Source organism: Enterococcus hulanensis (assembly GCF_005405485.1).
GTDB classification, from domain to species: Bacteria; Bacillota; Bacilli; order Lactobacillales; family Enterococcaceae; genus Enterococcus_A; species Enterococcus_A hulanensis.
Genome location: NZ_BJED01000003.1, coordinates 153,997 through 172,721 on the forward strand (window position 1 = coordinate 153,997; position 18,725 = coordinate 172,721).

The following is an 18,725-nucleotide window of genomic DNA, read 5'->3' on the forward strand; positions in this document are numbered from 1 at the left end:
TTATGCTGTATTTATGATTGATTTCAATTGAAAACCATTCGTTCAAATAAGCATTTTGAAATTAATTAGATTAACAATTACAAAAAAATAAAAATATTTTTATAAAATAATTATATTATATAGTTAATTTAAGGTCGAATTATCTTTTCTAATCATTTTTAAGTTAATTATTTTCTTTGATCATTATTATTTTACGGTATATATACGAATATTTAATAAAGAAAACAATCTATATCAACCAAAAAAGACTAGCCCATTAATAAGAAATAACAGAAAAGCCCTCAAATTCAACAATATACTTTTTCAATTAGTGCTTAATAAGTGGTAAAAAAAGTGAATTAAGTTGATAAAATCTCATATTTAGCTGAAATTAGAAACTTATCCAGTTCAATACAGTTAAAAACAATCAAAAAAAGCATCCTCTTTTTGAGAATGCCTTCTTCTTATAAATTCAATTTTTATTCAATACACAATACACGTACAATATTTTCCACCGTGCGTTCTAAATTGGCTTCACCTGACTTCAAGGCTGCATCCAACGATCCTGCCTTATCTAAAATACCAAAAATCGCCGTCATTCCCTCGTCGTACAACACCTCTACTTGTTCGCCAATATATCCAGCACATGCAAAAACCGGTTTGTTGTATTTTTTTGCCAGCTTTGCGACACCATAAGGAGCTTTACCGAATTTCGTTTGAAAATCCATACCACCTTCACCAGTGAATACATAATCGGCATGAGCAATTTCTTCTTCTAAATGTGTCAACTCGATCACTAGATCGACACCAGAATGCATACTAGCACCAGCAAAAACTAACAGCCCTGCACCTAAACCACCGGCCGCACCAGCTCCAGCTTGTTTTGCGATATCTATAGCTAGATCTTTTTTGATGATTTCGGCATAATGGGCGAGATTTTTATCCAGTTCTTCAACCATTTCAAGTGTTGCCCCTTTTTGCGGACCAAAAATGACGGATGCACCGTTCGGCCCGGTCAACGGATTCGTCACATCGCTGGCAATCACGACCTCGGTATCCGCAAGTCGCGCATCAATCGTTGTCATATCGATTTTTGCCAATCTTGACAAAGCGCCGCCGCCAGCCGCAAGATCATTATTTTCCTTATCTAATAAGCGAACACCTAACGCTTGCGCCATACCAGCACCACCATCATTTGTGACACTTCCGCCGATACCGATGATAATTTTTTTCACGCCTTGATCCAAAGCTGCCTTGATCATTTGACCGGTTCCGTAGGTCGAAGTGATCAGCGGATTACGTTTTTCCTCGGACAGTAATTCGATTCCGTTAGCTTTTGCCATTTCGATCACAGCAGTCTGTCTATCTGCCAACAAACCGAAATAAGTCCGAACTTTTTCAGTCGGTATCGGTCCTGACACTGTTACTTCGACGCTTGTACCGCCGCTGCCATCGACTAACGCATCAACTGTCCCTTCTCCACCATCCGCCATCGGCACCTGAACCACTTTTGCATCAGGTAAAACTTTGCGGATGCCGCGCTCCATTGCTTCACAGGCTCTTTTGGCACTCATACTCTCTTTAAAGGAATCTGGCGCCAATACAAAAGTTTTCTTCATTGAACTTTCCACCTCCTAATAACCATGCTCTTTCCACTATAGTATCGCTCAAAAAAGGGATTCTAAGCAAGCGGTACGAAGAGTCAGCATTGAAGTTTTTCTTAATTCTCGGGCAGATAAATTGCTTTCGTTTTTTTACCCCGTATACTGGAAGCTAAACTAAAAAAAGCAGGTGATCTTATGTATGTTGTCAAAGTCCTCCATGGTTACATTGGTAAAGAAGGTCGTCGCACCCGTGAAAAAGACCCTGAGAAACTTTGGATATTCCAAAGTAAACAAGAATCCGAGCAGTTCGCCGAAAAAATCGGCGGCCGCAGCAAACATGTCTCTAAAATCAGAAAAGATTGATTAGAAAAAACTGCGCATCCTAATTGGTGCGCAGTTTTTAACTTAAGCATATGAATTTTAAATGAAGACTATCCGTAGTAAGGTGAAATTATAAATATTTTAAAGGAGGACACACTTATGCCTTGGAACATGAAAGATTACCCAGCCTCAATGAAGAACTTAGATCCTTTGATTCGAAAAAAAGCGATCGATATCGCCAATGCACTATTAGATGATGGTTATCCCGATGATCGAGCGATCCCGATTGCTACTAGCCAAGCAGAGAAATGGTACGACGATGCTTCTGCAGAAGAAAAAAAAGATTTTCAAAAAGCAAAAGCACCTCAAAAAAATGATACCCATGAGCATGATAAAAACGCGAAGAAGTTAATGAATGCGGATGTTCAAGTCAAATATCTCGAGGACAAATGGCTCGTTATTTCTGAAAAAGCCAGCCAAGCCAGTGACACCTTCGACAAAAAAGAACAAGCAGTTGAACGCGCCAAAGAAATCGCCAAAAATAAAAATTCCTCTGTTAAAGTTTACAAACAAGATGGAACGTTGCAGGACTCTTTTGATTACTCTTAATTTCGTTTATAAAGTTTTGTGAACGACGAGATACAAATAGACAAAAAAGGGATCAAAATCGTCATGACGATCTTGATCCCTTTTTCGAACATCGGCCACTAACCGGCGTTCATTTTATCAATCTTGCAAATCATTGATAATTTGTTTTGAAATTCTATTGAAGGTAGAGAGGTCTTCATTTGATAAAGTAACAGTCATTTGGCTTTCGATATCTGACATAATCTCCTTTACCTTTTCTGCCACCTCAACGCCTTTTGGAGTTAATTCTATGATAGTTAGGCGCCGATCTTCTTCTGATTTATTTCGAATGACCAAACCGACTTTTTCCATGCGAGAAATAGAGGTAGTCACTGTCGAATGGTCGATACAAAGGTATTGTCCTAAGCTTTTTTGAGAGCACGGCTGCATTTCAAGCAATGCTAAAAGTGCCATTTCTTGGCCGGGATATAAATTTAAAGAGCGGATTTTTTCAGATACCACTGCTTTATGAGCTGTCGCAAGTTCTATGATATCAGCCCCCAAAGGACTAATATTACTTAACAAAGAAACGATATTACATTGTTCATCTTGATATCTCATAAAACCTACTCCTAAAGTTCAATTATTTTTGTTCGTCAAGCGTTGGATAATCGATGTAGCCCTCATCTCCTCCGCCAAAGAACGTTTTACCGTCTGGTTCATTTAACTCGGCTCCTTGTTTCACTCGTGAAATAAAATCTGGATTGGCCAGTGCCCATGCACCGATAGATGCCATATCGGCCTGCCCATTTTTAATGTCATAATCCAGCTTTTCTAACGGACGCCCCATGCGATTAACAATTAACACATTATCCCAATTATTGCGTATATTTGTCAATATATCTTCCCGCCCTGTATACAACACATGCAGATAGGCTAAATGAAGTTTATTTAATTCCTTAGTTAGGTAATCATATACCTCCACCCCGTCTTGACCTTCATCAATTGTACTAAAATCAGTATAAGGCGAGATGCGAAAGCCGACTTTTTCAGCTCCTATCTCATCGACAATCGCTTTTGCAACTTCGATAGCAAACCGCGCCTTATTCTCAACTGTTCCACCAAATTGATCCGTACGCATATTTGAATTTTCACCTAAAAATTCATGGATCAGATAGCCGTTCGCCCCATGAATTTCAACACCATCCGCACCAGCTTCGATGGCAGCTTTTGCCGCCTTTCGAAAGTCCTCAATTGTACTTTCGATTTCTTCAACCGTCAGTTCACGTGATGCAAGCACTGGTTTCATCCCTTCAGCAGTAAATATATGGCCATTCTCTGGTGCGATAGCAGACGGTGCAACGCCTTGATGATGATCACTTGTATTTTCTGGATGATTCATCCGTCCAGCATGCATAAGTTGAATGAAAAATTTACCGCCCTTCTCGTGAACCGCTTCTGTGACTTGTCTCCATGCTTCGATGTGGTCTTGTGTATAAATTCCCGGACTCTTTAAATAGCCCTGACCTTCTAACGATGGTTGTGTTCCTTCACTGATCAATAATCCCATAGAAGCACGTTGAGAATAATAAAGTGCTGAATGATCGTCTACAGTTCCATCATCATTTGCACGGTTGCGAGTCATGGGAGCCATAACTAAACGATGGGGCAAATGCATATCTCCTACTGTAATTGGTTTCCATAACGTATTAAATTCCATATTAAAAAACTTCCCTTCTTTTATGTTGTCGACAACTTAATACGAGCATAATCGAATAATAGGTTGTCGTCAACTTATTTGATTGTGAGCATTTTGAGAATGCAGTGAAAAGGAGCGGAGCTTTTCCAGTCATAAAAATAGACCCATTGTTGATAAAGAAGATCGGTCTAGCATCGTTAACAATTATAAAAAGGCAAAAAAAATAAGCACCTACCGTGTTCAACAGTAGCTGCTTTCAGTACGAACAGTAATTGTCCATTAGAGGATTACACTCCTTATGCGATTTTTGCTAATTCTTGTACTGCATTTTCAATTGTTGTACCTGTCGCAAATTTATTTTCGTCTTGTTTGTCGAAAACAATAAATAGATTTAAGTTAGTATCTAAAGTTACGCGGTACTCCAACTTGTTGTTAGTGAATGTCATATAGCATTCTCCTTTCTCAATTAGTGACGAAAGGCAACTAAAACGTTCATAACGAAATTCCATAAATGAGTATACCACAAATGAAAGACTTAACCTAATAAAGACGATTGCAAGTCAAGTTTCTTCTATTATAATAAAGCAAAAAGACTCTGGGATAGAGTCTAATCGAAGGACACGCTTTGTTCTTCTAATTGTTTAATTAGTTCGGTAACATACGCATCCTGAAAATCTTTTCGAAAGTTGTTCAAAAATTCATCTGAAATTGAATCAAAATTGCTTTCTGAATAGTCTAGTAATTCTTTGGGCGACTCGAACTCTGCGACAACAGACGCGGTGTCGAAAGAATCGGCCACTCGTATCGAGACAGCCTTCATTAGAGAAACGACATCAATTTGTGTTCTTAGCATAAACTCACCTCTTGTACTGAGTGTAACACACGTTGAATTAACTAGCTGAGAAAACAATCTTACTCTTAATCTGCAATCTCATCAATGAAGTTGGAAATATCTTCTTTAAAGATGTATTGGCTAAACTGCTCACTTAATATTTTACTAATATTCCGATAAGCAAACGTAGGTGTATTCGGTATCGTATAGTAGTAAATACCATTCTTTTCATAGACTGAATCAGTAACGGTCGTTAATTCATTTCCCTCAATAGCATTTCCAGCATCAGCGGCAATATCAATAATAAAAGTGCCCTTTTTCAGCTGCGCCTGTTCTTCAATCGTCATGATTGGCGTTCCCGCATCCCCCACTTCGATTCCATTAATGATAATAGAATATTTATCTAGCTGCTGCTTAAACTGAGGTAGTGTCTTTCGATAAAATAGTTGGACAGATGAAGTGATTTTAGAAATGGCATGAAATGCTCCTTGAGCGGTATTTCCTGAACCTAAAATAGCAACCTCGAGATCACTATCTGGCAGCAGGCCGAAACTCAACAATGCATGCAATACTCCAGCATACCCGGCGTAAAAACTATTTTGATAGACAAAATTTTGAGGAATCAACTTTGTAGGGTAAGCTTTTCCTTGATGATACATCGTCGGTTCTTGATTATCGATATCAAGAACATAAAGATTTTTAGGAAGCGCTTGCGTTTCCATGAACTCTTTACCTGATCCCAGCGGGTGGGTCCAGCCAATAATCACTTGATTTTGACGAATCATATCATAATCAGACGGTTGGATGATTTTTAGCGAAAATATACTATCACATGAGGCAAAAATTTCAGAACGGGATAAGATAGTGCAGCCTGCTTTTAGATAATCCTCATCAGGAATCGCTAAATAATCTCCGAAACCGCTCTCAATATAAATTGAATTGGCGAATTGTTTAATGTGTTCAGGTAACAAAGGAATCCGACGCTCATTTGGAAAATTTGACTTTATAAAACCTAATTTCATAATTCCATCTCCATTTCAATTTTTAAATTTTGTATAGATTCTTTCTTAAAAAAGTGTTTCAAGCTAACACCCTCATGTTTCCTCAGTCTAACACAGTTCCCAAGTTAATGTTTTAGAGCATGATATCGCAGTTTCTAAAGTCAGTCTGCGGCCTGTACATTATGGCGAAAATTTTTTGGACCATTTCTGACTATGCGTGAAGTGAAAAAACTGCTTGATCCTCTTCTGAAGCATAAAAATAACCCAATCTCCTATAAGAAGATTGAGCTTCATGGTGATACTAGATGCTTGCATATCCAAAAAATCATAGGCTATTTTTAAAAATCTGTATCTTCCATAATTTCCTTTAAATGTTTAATAGAAGAGGTTGTTACTAACGCTGCACTTCCACCAAATTGATCCGTGATATGCTTCAAAACCCAAGAATTTGGTTTTCTCTGTTTTCTCACAAAATTTAATCGTTCGCGATTTTCTAAAGAATCATATGCTGGATCTAAGATTTGATCTGCGTTGTATTGGCCCTTTAACAATGGAGAGTAAGCGACTAATTTTAACTGGGGATAATTTTGCAGATAACTTGCCATATCTCTGTTTAATACTACTTGAGGATATAAATCTGCTGTTGCAGAAGGAGACAAAAAGCTGTAGCGTTGCTGAATCGCGCTGAAAAAAGGCCAGCCTTTTTCTTGGCAAATCAGTCGCGCATGCTCAACACGCCAAGCAAAAAAATTGCTGCAGCCTATTTCCTTAACTACTCCCTGACGCACTAAATCAGCTAAAGTACCCATTACTTCTTTTTGCGAGACTGAAAAGTCATCAATATGCAGGTATAGTAGATCGATTCTGTCAGTCTGAAGATGTTTTAAAGAACGTTCAACTGAACGCCACAAGACATCTCTTTTAAGTCCCTCTACTTTAGAAAATCCCTTTTCTTTGGTGGTCGCTAAAGCACCCAGCTTTGTAGCAATAACCATTTCTTCTCTTCGCTTGGTTTGTTTTAGCCATTCTCCGATAGTTCGCTCACTTTCTCCGCCATCGCCGCCGTTCCAAACGGCATAGTTATTAGCCGTATCTAAAAAGTTTCCTCCCAACTCCACATATTTTGATAACAATAAATGCGCAGCATTCGTATCCAGTTTTGTTCCAAAATTAATCGTTCCTAAACCAATCTTACTCACCTTTAAATCATTTCCAATTTCTATTTTATCCACTTCATTCACTCCTTTTCCTAAGTATAAGAGCCGCTTTTATGAGGTACAAGAAGGTACTTTAAAGTGGTATACTTACAAAAAAGTAACTAAAGAAAGAGGTGTTGACCATCAAACAAGAAGATTGGGAAGATACCTGTCCATTAGTCACGGCTCAGAGAATTATGGCTGGCAAATGGAAATTGTCGATCATCTGGTTTTTAGCTGAACATAAGGTTCTGCGCTTTAATCAATTAAAAGCCGCTTTTGATGACCCAAAATTGACGCAAAAAATGCTGACCCAGCATCTAAAGGAACTGCAGCAAGATCAGCTGGTCAAACGAACAGTGTACAACACAGTTCCGCCAAAGGTTGAGTATTGTTTAAGCGATCTAGGCGAAAGTTTTATTCCAGTCATGCGCTCCATGGAAAATTGGGGCAAATCTTATCAAAAAAATATAGGACTATAGAAAAAAAGGATTCGATTGAACAAATAGGTTCAAATCGCGTCCTTTTTAGTCTTTAGAAATATTAATTCACCGCGCTGTTAAATTATTGAATCTTCTTTTTTAAATAGTACGGATTTTCTGTGAAAATAAAAGAAGGGAAATTCCTGCTAGTGGGGAACGAAGTAAAATTCGTTTTTTTGCTGTAAAGATCTTGCGTGTCAGAAAAGGGCTTCGGATGAAGAGCATTAGATTGCGCTTCATTGGATAGAAGTTATTATTTCTCCGAGAATAAATAATTTCTGACGAATACCTTCGTAACCATCTCAAACTCTTCTTTGCTTAATTTATCAGAATAGTCCAATTTATATAATGCCTGGATAGGGGTGGCTCCTAGCGTCCTAAATTGCGCCTCCATTTGTGCGAGCGCTTCTTTTTGCTGATCGTTCATCTAATGCATTCTCCTCTTATAAGTCTCCCCTCCATCATATCAGCAAACTTTCACGATTAAAATCTTTTAGTAAAAGTAATTTGTGCCGCCTAACGAAAAAAAACATTCTCAAACGAGTATCATTTTAAGGAAAAAACTGCTCAATAGTCATGAGCAGTTTCAGCTTGTTCTTCGAATAATTAGTTTTTCTCTCTTTCAAGTTAAGAAAAAGCACCACATACCGATGGAGACTATCCCTCATGAACGAACGATTCGTATGTGTCCCCTATATATAACTGTGAATAGGTTTGCTCCGCTAACCGATAGCCTTGCCCCCAAGAGGTCTCAATGATTTCTCCTTCCACACCAAACTCTTCCAGCTTTCGTTTCAATTTTTTGACTAAAGTTGAGAGTTGAGACATGGTGGAGTTTGTTTTAGGCTTGCTCCACATTTCTACGCAAAGGTCTTCCCGAGATGTGAACACTTTCTGATGCTGATACAGAATCGTCAATAATCTGGACTCTCCTACACTTAACGGAAGGCTCAGAATATCTATGCTCTTTTTCGTAGGGCAATGTAACAAGGTACTATTCGCTAATTCCACTTGATCACAAATCAATTGATCTCTTAACGTTTCCAACGTTGGATGACACTCAACCCAATCAGTGAGTCCGAGCTCTTTCCATTCGAGACAGCGGTTTTCTTCCAAGCATTCGTCTGTTTTTCTCAAGAGAATAATTGAAGGTTGCTTCAATTTATTGATAAGTTTGATTGCTTCCTTATTATCAATAGTTTCACTTATAATTACTTGATGGAACATCGACAGAAAGTCACGTGGCAGTTGATCATACATAATGTTTTCAAATATGGTTAAGGAGGTAAAAACTTCATTACCTAAATGCCTTAACTGCTTTTCAAAACTTACCTCATGCAATACGTTTTTCGTTAGTATTAATATTCTGGTCATAATGTCCCTCCATCTTTTGTGTTTTTAGCAATTTGGAAAGTAATGCAATGGTTCTTATTCATACCTAGTTATTCCTGAGTATCTATCAACTGAGTAAATTACTATTAATGATTTAATTTTCATTTTTTTCGTCGTTCAATTGCTTCAATAATGCTTTTTGCTTGTTGTTTTTGCGTATTAAATAGATAGCAGCTAAGGCGAACACCGCAACTAGCGCCCCAAGAATAATGATCATGGTATAATCCTCAGGTTCAACATCTGGATCGGCTTCGTTAAATTTATTGGCTTTTTCACGAGTTACAGTGAACGCTTCATTGATTGGCCAATTATTATCTCCAGAAGTGATCGAGCCCGTCAGAACATAATCACCTGCTTCATACCTCTTCCCTTGCATAGATACAAACAAATCAAAAATAGTATTGGGGGCAAATTGCATTTCCTTTTGATCTGTTTTAGCAATTACCTCATCCGAACCTTTTTTCTTTAATTCAGCCTGAAAATGAACTTTATTTATATATGTAGGGGCAGTATTACGTACTTTCAAAGACACTGCATTTCGTACGTTTAATTGGTCCGCCTGTGCTCCGCCAATAACAACTTCTGGAGTAATTAACTTTTCATTATTTCGCAGCAGTAAACCAATTTGATAGCCATAAAGATTTTTTAAACTAGTTGATGTTTCTTTTTTTGTCGTTTCTTCAGTTCCTTCAGTCGAATTATCTTTTTGGGCTAAATATATTCCCCCGGCAATTACACCATTAAATTCTTCTGAGGGCATGGTAATTGTCAGCTTCAATTCTTTTTCTTCCTGCGGTGCTAGTACCACCTCATTTTCTGCCAACTGAACAATATCTTCTATATTATTTTTTAAACTCTTATCATACACACGTTTCTTATTATTATGATTGGAATATTCAACGACTCCGTTAGAATTGGTCATAGCTGAATTTATCTGTGGAATTACTACTACTTCTTCATCTGTAGTATTTTTCAACATCACTGCAATTTCTTGACCTTCTTCAGGTTTCATAATCAGATCGAAGTAGGAGACTTCTTTATTATATTGATTATCCGGAATATTAGGCTTTACATTAAATTTTAAACCATCAATTGCTTCTGCTTTTTGGCCAAACGCCAAACCACTTAAAACTAGAATTGCACTTAGTAAAAAGACTACGTACTTACGGGCTCTCATATACTGACCTCACTTTAATCTCATCTTATTTATCATAAAAACAGGCTCAAACATTGCCTTAAAAAACAGAAATGTTTGAGCCAATCTTACTCGTTACTTATTAAGTTGCTGGAGTTGCTGAAACAGTCCAAACGATTTCAGAATCGTAGGTACCTACTGACTTAGCAGATGCCCCCGGTACATCCAAAGTGAAATGTGTTAAATTCAAAGTTGTTGTTCCTTTTCCAACTGAACCAGTTTCAGTAGCAGTTGCACCCATTACTTTTTTGTCCAGACCTGGAGTTAAAGTTAATTTTCCAGAAATGAAATCTGTTGAACCAGAAACAGAAAGAGAAGATGGATCACCATAAGCAGATAGTTCTGCTGACGCTAAATCATTTGTGCCGTCATTGAATTGAGCTGTTTGTTGAACAGTTACGCTCCATCCTTTATTAGCAGCACTACGTCCATCGATTACTTTTACTGCTCCTGTCGTAAGGTCTGATGCTGTTGCATTTTCATTATCAGTTCCACTGTCAGTAGCGTAATAAGTTTTATCCGTGTCATACTGAATCGTATGCGATCCAAAGTCAAGGTCATCTGGTAAGTCAGAGCCAACTAACTCTAGTTCCCCTTCAACATAAGCAACATGCCCATCTGTTGTTTTAGCGACCGCTGCATCTGCTGTTGGCAACCCCGCATTCAAACTTAATAGTGAAATCCCAACGACTCCACACACATAACCTAATGTTCTTTTCTTCATATTATTCTCTCCTTAATTTTTTTTATAATAAAACAACAAATGTTTTACTAACTTAGTTAGATAAAGCATGATACAAAACACTACTATTCCTATCCCTATGCCAACTGTTGACCATTTTAGCAGGCTGCCTGTTTGTGGAAACCGCTTATTGGATTGTGATCGTGAGTCAGAGGAAGGTCGTGTTTTAGAAACCGTTTCTTCTTTCGTATTGCTCTCAGAAGTTTTTGTGTCTTCTAAATAGAAGCCAACTTTGCCGGTTGAACCATTTTTATTATTTTCCAATTCCTGAGCACCGTACCCAATAGAGGTGTTTGCTAGAAATACGAACAGGCTCAAAAACAGGCAAGCAAAAATTCTCGTCAGCTGCTGTTTCATTCGTTCTTCTCCCTTCCTCCATTTACGGTACATTAGATACCAACCACTCTATTTGAGTGTTATACTCACTAGCATACTTTTCAGCATTACCAGAAACCTCTAACTTAAATTTTTCAATAGGTAATTCGACAATTCCTTTTCCCTGTCCCCCTGTGGCCAACAATAACTGACTCGAGACATTAGGTGTTAACGTAACTCTTTGATTGTTTACACCACTTGGTCCGCCCCCAGTACTTTGATTTAAGTCAGGCTCACCAGCATGAAATGATAACTGAGCTCCAGCTAGTTCCTGATGAGCAGCAGTCTCAAATTGAGTCAACTGCTGCACAGTCAACCTCCATCCAGCATTAGATAAGCGTGTATCCTTAACCCCGACTGCTCCTGTTGTAATATCTGCTGCTGTTTCATTTTCATTATCACTTCCACTATCTGTGGCGTAATAGATTTTGTCGGCAGTATTATCTATTTTGTGGGTTCCAAATTTCAAATTGTCAGGAATATTTGTGGTTAACAATTCTAATTCTTCAGCGATACTATCCGACTGCCATTGAGCGGTGAAAACTACATCTTCTTGTCCCATCGCATACGTAGCTGGTGTGCTGGGTAAGAATGGGTTTTGATAAATTTGTCCATCCGCGCTGTTTAACCAACCAACAAATTTATGATCTGATTTGACTAAATCCCCCTGCGGAGCAACATTGACTATGTCCCCTTGACTATATAAAGCTGAATCATTGGGAGTAGTTCCCCCGTCAGCTCCATTAGAATTGTAAGTAACTGTATACTGCTGTTCTCGTCGGACTATCATGTTAATCTCGTGTAAAATCATGTCTGGATTTACAATATTATCCTCGTCAGTAAAAATTCGTTCTTCCGTTTTATGGTTCAGCCTTCTTGCAGTCAATTTCGCTTCATTGTAATCAGTATCTGGGGTAGATAGTTTATTTTGAGCAACTTGAGTTGTATCAACAATAATCGCGTTGCTCGTATCTGTCCTAACAGCACTCCATTCATAATTTGCATATTTTTCAATATTAAAATCAGCAGCTGCTGAGTACGGTGTAGTTGGTGTGGCATTGAATGGTTCAGAAACTTTTGTCTCATAGTTTTCAATGATTTTTACTTCCTCTTGCGAACCCTCAGCGGACATTGAATGATCCTCTACATAAAAGGCCGGCTGGCTGCCTTTATCGGGTTGAAGTAATTTAGATGTTGCTATGATACGCAACTCATTAGGCTGTTCAGTCCAAGATTCATCATAGTTTTTATTGTTATAGATAGTAACAATTGGTTGTCCGCCTGAAAAATCTCCAGCAAACCAGATCGGATATTTCTCTGCTGTTACATCTATAGTATCGCTTCGATGCCCATTTCTCTGACTGTCTCCACCTAGAATGACTATGTCTACGTTATTGGTTTTAAATCCAAAGTTGCCACTTTCAATATCTATAGAGGATTTATTAATTGTCATATAGCCTGATCCATCAAATTCCTCGAGATCAATTCCTTTCTCACTAGTTTTTATGGACCATTGACTGTCTGCAAAATTATAATTTCTTTGGTTTACTCCCTTAATTCCAATTGCGGCATCTGAAATCATGACATTTACACCAGTGAACTCCATCTGTGTACTATAATTTTCATCTCCATCAGTAACATCCGCCTCTATAGCAATATTTTTTGCTGCGATCGTCACTGGTATTTGGTGCATATTAGCTTCCCCAGTAAAAAATAGTCGTATTCCTTGTGGAGAAACAATACCATTTCCTTCACTAGCGACTATATTAATTTTCGAGCCCGTATCACGTTCAGTTTCACAATTTCCAAAAATCGCGATATCTCGTTTTGACTGAATTCCTACAGAGCGAGCATTTACTTCTACTGATATCAATCCTTCAGTATCGGTTAGAGGTTCGTCTAATCCAACCTCTAATTTACTAGCCTTGATGCCGTAATCACCTTCGGCTTCAATCTTTACGCTTTTATCACCAGCAATACCAATACTTGACTCCATTCCATCCTTGGAGTAAATACCATATGAGTGATCTATTTCAATCGGCGCAGTTCCTTTTAAACTTAAATCAACTCCTGAATGCTCTATACCACGGAGTAAAATTGTTCCAGCGGATATAGGAAGTTCACCAGTTGAAATATCACTATCTGAATATAGTTGTTCTATTGTAGAAAGAGTCGTACTAGATTCACCTGCTGACTCTCCTAAAATAGACATCTTTGGTCTTGGAGAATTATATTTATTGGTAAATATCCCCTTCGCAACAATTCCTTGTCCTTTAGTGGCAGAACCTCTAATATCTACCTCTTGATCCGGATCCACTCGAATCTCTCCAGAGAAAAGACCCGTTCCATCTTTTGATTGACCGTTGATCTTCCCTGAAGTCAATCCTATTGATCCAGCTTCAACTTCGATCTCTTCGCCGTTTTCATAAAAGTCCCTCATCATAATCCCGAACCCTGTTTCGGTTGATCCATTCAGCTCAGAAGGGTAATCCTCACCGCTATATGGATCAGGATAGGATTCATAGTAACCAGCTTCGACACCTTTTCCCGTTATAGAGTTACCAGTAACTATCCCACCATAATTTGATAAAATACTTTCGATAAAAACACCAGAACCAGTTGCTGTTTCTCCGGAAAGATCCGCTTCATAAGTACGATCAGAAACTTCTCCAGCATTTCCGTTTTTTGTTTCTACAAGTGCTCCTTCAGTTGATAAAACACCATAGCCAGTTGAATGAGACTTGCCCGTCAACTTAGCTCCATTTAATGTATACATTGTAAAAATGGCTCCCGAACCAGAACTTCCATTTGCTTCCGCATACATCTTTGTTCCAATTTCTCCTATATACTCCCCATATGCTCCTTCTTGTTCAAGCTTCTTCTGAAAGGTTTTCATTGATACATAGTCTTCGGATAATGGTGGATTTTCATTTGTTATACTGATCCCTGCTTGCCCCGCCGATGTATGAACATCACCAGTAATATTCTCCGTGCCATCAATCGTATATATTCCAATCTTGCTTGATGATACATTTAGATTTACAGGCTTCCAATCCAATTCCTCTTTTTCACCAATAATCAATTTTGAAACTTTTATTCCATAATCCAAATCATTTTGAATATCTAATGCTGAATTACTCATAATAGTTAGCTCACTATAAGTTCCATCAGCGATTATGATTTGCTGAATCTGATTAACTCCAGAAGTTCTTCTTTCAGAATAGAGTTCATTGATATTCGAACTATTTGTATTTGAAATTTCAATGATGGTGTTTTCGTCATATAGCCCTTCCTCTTTAACATGAGTATCAGGATCATATGTACCATCCACGTAATCTTTCGGTGTGTCCATCAAAAGATAGCTTCCATCGTTTTTCAAAACGATGCCAGTATTTGCAACGGTTATTTTCGAAGCAACAGCGTCCGCTGCTCCTCTAGTCTTTTGGGGAGAATTATTTGCAGGTTCTTCAACATCTGTATTCTCAGGAACCTGAGAAACACTTTCTTCTGTAGTTGAAGAGTCAACGAATTGTTTGGTATCTGTTGAGTTGTTGTAAGGTTCCTTTTCTAAAACATTTTCCACAACATCGCTCTGAATAGATTCTTGTGAACTAATTTCAGTTTTAGGTTCAGTTTTTGACTCAGCAAAAGCAATGCCTGAACATACTAGACTGCTAGCATCAAGAGTGATTCCAATAATCATCACAATTTTTAATTTTCTAATCACGCTCTTTATATTTTTCAAGTACTTACACTTTTTCCCCAAAAACTATCCACCTCCTATTTTGCTCCGATTTTAATCTTCCTTAACACCAGAGCCGCCTGTTATTTCTTTAGATTCGTTATTCTTCTCCTCATATTCTCTCGCATCTCTGGCTGTTGAATTTTCGTCATTTAAAATCGAGAATATTTAAAGCACGATAAAATCTTCTCTTTATTTTTCTAATCATTAAAATTTATTTTTAAACTTATCCAAAACTCCTTACCTGATAAAACTATATTTAAACAACATCGCAATAACATTTACCTTATAATCAGCTTTCACATTTGTCATATTATCAAATCCAAATAGTAAAATCACGTTCATTTTTTACTATCATTGACTATTTTTTTGAACACATATCACAAAATATAAATTAAGTTAACCTTATTTTCATATTATTTAATATAAAACAAGCAACATTGCAAGATCGCCAGACAATTACGAACAATTAATATACATATAATCGTTGCTTCTCAATTTATTTAGTGTTGAAAGATTTTAGATTCATTTTTTAAATTTCTAACTTCAAAAAAATAGAATGAAGCAGCTGATTCAAAAAGAAAAAATGATGCCCAGCTACAAATTTTTGACAAACAAAATAGCTTATTTACTCTTATAAAGCATTAAATAGCTGAACAACCATGCACTATCATCATTAATAGCTGCAAGGTCGTTCAGCTTTCATTTGGAGCTGATTCAAATCGAAAGACTTTTGGTAATTATTTTCTGAACTGAAAGCTGCCAAATTTCTTTAATAGCAAAAAAACTAATTACCCACTTTACCATTTGATTTCTTTCTGTAAAAAGCGATAAGAATTCCTGTTATAAGTAGTAAACCAATCATCGGATATTCCCATCGTATTACCTCGTTTGTCTTAGGAAATATTTTTCCATTGTTTTTTGACGCATTCGAGGGACTTGTTTTCGATGTGCTTGTCTTCGAGGTGCTTGTTTTCAAATTGTGCACATTAGTTATGATGATATTTCCTAAATCATTATCATTAACCGTTGCTGTATAACCTGATACTTTATTTACTTCTTTGACCGTATACGCTATCTCTTTACCTTGTACTTTTTCTGGTAGTCCTTGCCACGTATACGTCCATTGATTCTCGGTATTTAAATCTATTGAATCCCCTTTTTTCTCGCCATTTGCATATAATTGAACGGTCACCTTATCAGGTCGTATGCCATCCTTGTCATTATTGTCTTCCCAGCGCTTGGTCACCGTTGCGCTCTTTTGTCCCGGTGTATAATGATTCGTTAGTGTTGTTCCTTTAATTTCTGTCGTGTATCCTGGGACTTCGTTTTCTGTCACTGTGTATTCAATTACTTTTCCATCCTCATATTCCGGCAAATTCTCAAAGCTATATTTCCAGTCTGTTTCTTCGCTGACTTCTTGGCTCATAACCATTTTCCCATCCGCTAATAAATTAACGGTCACTTTATTTGGTCGTTTTCCGGCTTGATTATCTTGATCTTGCCAAATTTTTTCACCCTCAATACGCGTTTCGCCAATATAAGAATTGATTATGTTATTACCTTCAATTATCTTTTTATACTTAGGTACTTCTTCTTCATCTACTCGATAACTGTATTCTTTACCATTATTATCGTACTTATCCAAATCATTAAAACTATACTGCCAATTATCAGCTTCAGTTACCTCAACAGTCTTTATAAGCAATTCATCATTTCCCTCTTTTTGGTATAAATTAATGATAATTGCTTCCGGTCTCTCGCCTAGTTCGTTATCATTGTCGCGCCAAGTTTTTTCTCCTGAAATACTGGTCTTATTATTGAGTTCATTAATAAGATAACCATTTTCAAAAACAGAATTATACCCATCGACCTTATCATCCATTCGATATTGAATATAATTTCCTTCATCATCTTGTACATCTAGATCGGTAAATTGTCCTTTCCAATTCTCTTTCTCTGTAATCTCTTTTGTAGAAATAACTTCATCATTTTTATAAAGATTTACACTGATACTATCCGGTCTGCTTCCATATAAATTATCAAAATCGTTCCAAATTTTTAATATTGGAATATTTTGTCTTTCAACATAGGTACTTACCGTGTTAGATTCTTTCAAATAATTTTTATTTCCAATAGCTATGTTTATAGTTGAACTATTGTCGTACTTGTACGTTGATCCATTTTCCTCGATAGGAATTTGCTCCAAATTTTTATTAACACTAACTTGGATTTCAATTCGATACGTTGTATAGTAAAAATTTTTATCCTTCAAAAAGAATTCATTGGCTGAAAAACTATACTCGTTCCCTATATTGCTAATAGAGAATTTGTCAGTTACATCTTGATCGTTGCCGTTAAAAATTTTTACATTTTCAACGTTCAGTTTCTCATCAACATTATCTTTGATAGTAAATGAATCATAGTAAAACTCACTGTACTCATCAGGTACACTTTGATAAATGTCATACTTAAATGATTCGTTCATATTATAAAGATTGTTTCGTTCATGTTCGTTAAACTCATCTTTGTCAGATACGGTTTTGGTTGGTGCATCAGGAGCTGTTCGAGCAGGTTTTTTAGCTGTAAATCCTAAAAATTCACCTGCACCCAAAGTCCCTGATGGGTTCTGATTTGAATAATCTTTCCCCCATTTAAAACGGATTGAGGATACATTAGAAAATAGCGTTGTATACATTGCAAAGTCATCGTCATCATTGGATTTTTCATCAGTTGGAGCATAAAAAGTTGTTCCAAAAGAGTCGTTATTAGAGTAATTCATCCAATTGTTGGCAGAAACATAAACAGCCGCAATACTATTAACAGTATTTGATTCAAAGGTCATAAATTGTAGCTGGTCTATATCGTACCAAGTCATATAAGTATGTTTTAACTCGGCTGTTTGACCATCGGAATATTCAAATTGCCAAGTTTGATCAACCCAATTGAACTTTTGAGTAGCTGTTCCAATACTGTTTTTCCTATATTTAATGTAGCCATTTTCCGTCGAGAACTGAGACCAATCATTGATGGTAATTTTCAAATTGATCGTTCTTCCTTCATATATCCCAACATTTTTATAAAGTATCCCGATATTTCCTTTCTGACTTTCGCATTCGGCTGCTACGAAGCCATACTCAGTACTCGAAACAGACTGCCACCCTTCTCCAATTGGCTCAACTGAAGTTTTCCCATCAATAAACTTAATTACAAAGGAACCTGGAATCTCAGTATCATCATCTGGAATAACTGTATTTTGGTAATTTAGAATTGACTCACCGGCAAATGATACTCTCGTATTTTTAGAAACATTTGTATCCTTCAGTTGTGTAACTGGCACTTTATTCTCAAGAATACTCTCTTGACTTTCAGCTGTTTTTTTTGCTGATTCATTACTAACAGAACTCTTCTTCTCTACTTTATTGTCTAAAGCTTCTGATTTCGATGTACTGCTTTCTGAAATACCAGAAGTTTCAGAATGACTTGTTTCTTGAGCATTTGCAATAACTAATGGGATAAAAATCATTAGTGCCAAAAAACAAAATATAGAGAACAAACCTCGTCTTTTTTTATTGAATCCTTTTTTAAATTTCATATT

The 18,725-nt window shown here is 37.0% G+C and carries 17 protein-coding genes; 3 read left to right on the forward strand and 14 right to left on the reverse strand.

From position 1 onward, the window contains the following. Positions 1-458: 458 nt before the first annotated feature. Positions 459-1,598, reverse strand: a complete 1,140-nt coding sequence (locus tag FFR60_RS04635) for a glycerate kinase family protein (RefSeq protein ID WP_137663245.1) — start codon at positions 1,596-1,598, stop codon at positions 459-461. Between the two features lie 180 nt (positions 1,599-1,778). Between FFR60_RS04635 and FFR60_RS04640 the strand changes: the two genes are divergently transcribed. Beyond that, positions 1,779-1,946 (forward strand): hypothetical protein, encoded by a 168-nt coding sequence (locus tag FFR60_RS04640; protein WP_088934403.1) that lies wholly within the window; start codon positions 1,779-1,781, stop codon positions 1,944-1,946. 117 nt (positions 1,947-2,063) lie between these two features. Next, positions 2,064-2,513, forward strand: coding sequence for a DUF2188 domain-containing protein (locus tag FFR60_RS04645; protein ID WP_137663246.1), 450 nt, complete (start codon positions 2,064-2,066; stop codon positions 2,511-2,513). A 117-nt stretch (positions 2,514-2,630) separates the two neighbouring features. Here FFR60_RS04645 and FFR60_RS04650 read toward each other — a convergent pair whose 3' ends face one another. The 6 genes from FFR60_RS04650 to FFR60_RS04675 all read right to left on the reverse strand — a co-directional run bounded on the left by FFR60_RS04650 (position 2,631) and on the right by FFR60_RS04675 (position 7,235). Further along, positions 2,631-3,092, reverse strand: coding sequence for a MarR family winged helix-turn-helix transcriptional regulator (locus FFR60_RS04650; protein WP_137663247.1), 462 nt, complete (start codon positions 3,090-3,092; stop codon positions 2,631-2,633). A gap of 22 nt (positions 3,093-3,114) precedes the next feature. Then, positions 3,115-4,191, reverse strand: a complete 1,077-nt coding sequence (locus FFR60_RS04655) for an alkene reductase (RefSeq protein ID WP_137663248.1) — start codon at positions 4,189-4,191, stop codon at positions 3,115-3,117. 275 nt (positions 4,192-4,466) lie between these two features. Beyond that, positions 4,467-4,616, reverse strand: a complete 150-nt coding sequence (locus FFR60_RS04660) for a hypothetical protein (RefSeq protein ID WP_010743699.1) — start codon at positions 4,614-4,616, stop codon at positions 4,467-4,469. A gap of 161 nt (positions 4,617-4,777) precedes the next feature. Then, positions 4,778-5,023 carry a toxin-antitoxin system, toxin component gene (locus FFR60_RS04665; protein WP_088934399.1) on the reverse strand — a complete coding sequence of 82 codons (246 nt, stop codon included), beginning with the start codon at positions 5,021-5,023 and terminating at the stop codon, positions 4,778-4,780. Positions 5,024-5,088: 65 nt separating this feature from the next. Next, on the reverse strand, positions 5,089-6,024 hold the full coding sequence (locus FFR60_RS04670) for a Rossmann-fold NAD(P)-binding domain-containing protein (protein ID WP_137663249.1): 936 nt from the start codon (positions 6,022-6,024) through the stop codon (positions 5,089-5,091). Positions 6,025-6,341: 317 nt separating this feature from the next. Next, positions 6,342-7,235: an aldo/keto reductase gene (locus FFR60_RS04675; RefSeq protein WP_137663250.1), complete on the reverse strand. Its 894-nt coding sequence runs from the start codon at positions 7,233-7,235 to the stop codon at positions 6,342-6,344. A 101-nt stretch (positions 7,236-7,336) separates the two neighbouring features. On the opposite strand from FFR60_RS04675, the gene FFR60_RS04680 reads away from it, so the two are divergent. After that, entirely contained in the window at positions 7,337-7,681 is a 345-nt protein-coding gene (locus FFR60_RS04680) for a winged helix-turn-helix transcriptional regulator (RefSeq protein ID WP_206919522.1), read from the forward strand. 253 nt (positions 7,682-7,934) lie between these two features. Here FFR60_RS04680 and FFR60_RS04685 read toward each other — a convergent pair whose 3' ends face one another. From FFR60_RS04685 to FFR60_RS04715, 7 genes are all read right to left on the reverse strand, one after another. Next, complete coding sequence (locus FFR60_RS04685; RefSeq protein ID WP_171004867.1) at positions 7,935-8,108, reverse strand: hypothetical protein; 174 nt, start codon at positions 8,106-8,108, stop codon at positions 7,935-7,937. 230 nt (positions 8,109-8,338) lie between these two features. Then, positions 8,339-9,055, reverse strand: a complete 717-nt coding sequence (locus tag FFR60_RS04690) for a helix-turn-helix domain-containing protein (RefSeq protein WP_088934391.1) — start codon at positions 9,053-9,055, stop codon at positions 8,339-8,341. A 112-nt stretch (positions 9,056-9,167) separates the two neighbouring features. Next, positions 9,168-10,193 (reverse strand): WxLIP family cell surface protein, encoded by a 1,026-nt coding sequence (locus FFR60_RS04695; RefSeq protein ID WP_249354949.1) that lies wholly within the window; start codon positions 10,191-10,193, stop codon positions 9,168-9,170. A gap of 157 nt (positions 10,194-10,350) precedes the next feature. Further along, positions 10,351-10,992 (reverse strand): WxL domain-containing protein, encoded by a 642-nt coding sequence (locus tag FFR60_RS04700; RefSeq protein ID WP_137663252.1) that lies wholly within the window; start codon positions 10,990-10,992, stop codon positions 10,351-10,353. Positions 10,993-11,004: 12 nt separating this feature from the next. Further along, positions 11,005-11,367: an EF2685/EF0750 family sortase-dependent surface protein gene (locus tag FFR60_RS04705; protein ID WP_137663253.1), complete on the reverse strand. Its 363-nt coding sequence runs from the start codon at positions 11,365-11,367 to the stop codon at positions 11,005-11,007. Between the two features lie 22 nt (positions 11,368-11,389). Next, entirely contained in the window at positions 11,390-15,151 is a 3,762-nt protein-coding gene (locus tag FFR60_RS04710) for a WxL domain-containing protein (RefSeq protein WP_137663254.1), read from the reverse strand. A gap of 763 nt (positions 15,152-15,914) precedes the next feature. Next, the gene (locus tag FFR60_RS04715) at positions 15,915-18,722 is read right to left on the reverse strand and encodes a Cna B-type domain-containing protein (RefSeq protein WP_137663255.1); all 2,808 of its coding nucleotides are present in this window, start codon (positions 18,720-18,722) and stop codon (positions 15,915-15,917) included. Positions 18,723-18,725: the final 3 nt, after the last annotated feature.

Excerpts from the sequence above, each read along its gene's own strand:
- FFR60_RS04655 (WP_137663248.1), bottom strand. The coding sequence starts at position 4,191 with ATGGAATTTAATACGTTATGGAAACCAATTACAGTAGGAGATATGCAT.
- FFR60_RS04670 (WP_137663249.1), bottom strand. The coding sequence starts at position 6,024 with ATGAAATTAGGTTTTATAAAGTCAAATTTTCCAAATGAGCGTCGGATT.
- FFR60_RS04650 (WP_137663247.1), bottom strand. The coding sequence starts at position 3,092 with ATGAGATATCAAGATGAACAATGTAATATCGTTTCTTTGTTAAGTAAT.
- FFR60_RS04645 (WP_137663246.1), top strand. The coding sequence starts at position 2,064 with ATGCCTTGGAACATGAAAGATTACCCAGCCTCAATGAAGAACTTAGAT.
- FFR60_RS04665 (WP_088934399.1), bottom strand. The coding sequence starts at position 5,023 with ATGCTAAGAACACAAATTGATGTCGTTTCTCTAATGAAGGCTGTCTCG.
- FFR60_RS04715 (WP_137663255.1), bottom strand. The coding sequence starts at position 18,722 with ATGAAATTTAAAAAAGGATTCAATAAAAAAAGACGAGGTTTGTTCTCT.
- FFR60_RS04640 (WP_088934403.1), top strand. The coding sequence starts at position 1,779 with ATGTATGTTGTCAAAGTCCTCCATGGTTACATTGGTAAAGAAGGTCGT.
- FFR60_RS04705 (WP_137663253.1), bottom strand. The coding sequence starts at position 11,367 with ATGAAACAGCAGCTGACGAGAATTTTTGCTTGCCTGTTTTTGAGCCTG.
- FFR60_RS04685 (WP_171004867.1), bottom strand. The coding sequence starts at position 8,108 with ATGAACGATCAGCAAAAAGAAGCGCTCGCACAAATGGAGGCGCAATTT.
- FFR60_RS04635 (WP_137663245.1), bottom strand. The coding sequence starts at position 1,598 with ATGAAGAAAACTTTTGTATTGGCGCCAGATTCCTTTAAAGAGAGTATG.
- FFR60_RS04660 (WP_010743699.1), bottom strand. The coding sequence starts at position 4,616 with ATGACATTCACTAACAACAAGTTGGAGTACCGCGTAACTTTAGATACT.
- FFR60_RS04700 (WP_137663252.1), bottom strand. The coding sequence starts at position 10,992 with ATGAAGAAAAGAACATTAGGTTATGTGTGTGGAGTCGTTGGGATTTCA.
- FFR60_RS04690 (WP_088934391.1), bottom strand. The coding sequence starts at position 9,055 with ATGACCAGAATATTAATACTAACGAAAAACGTATTGCATGAGGTAAGT.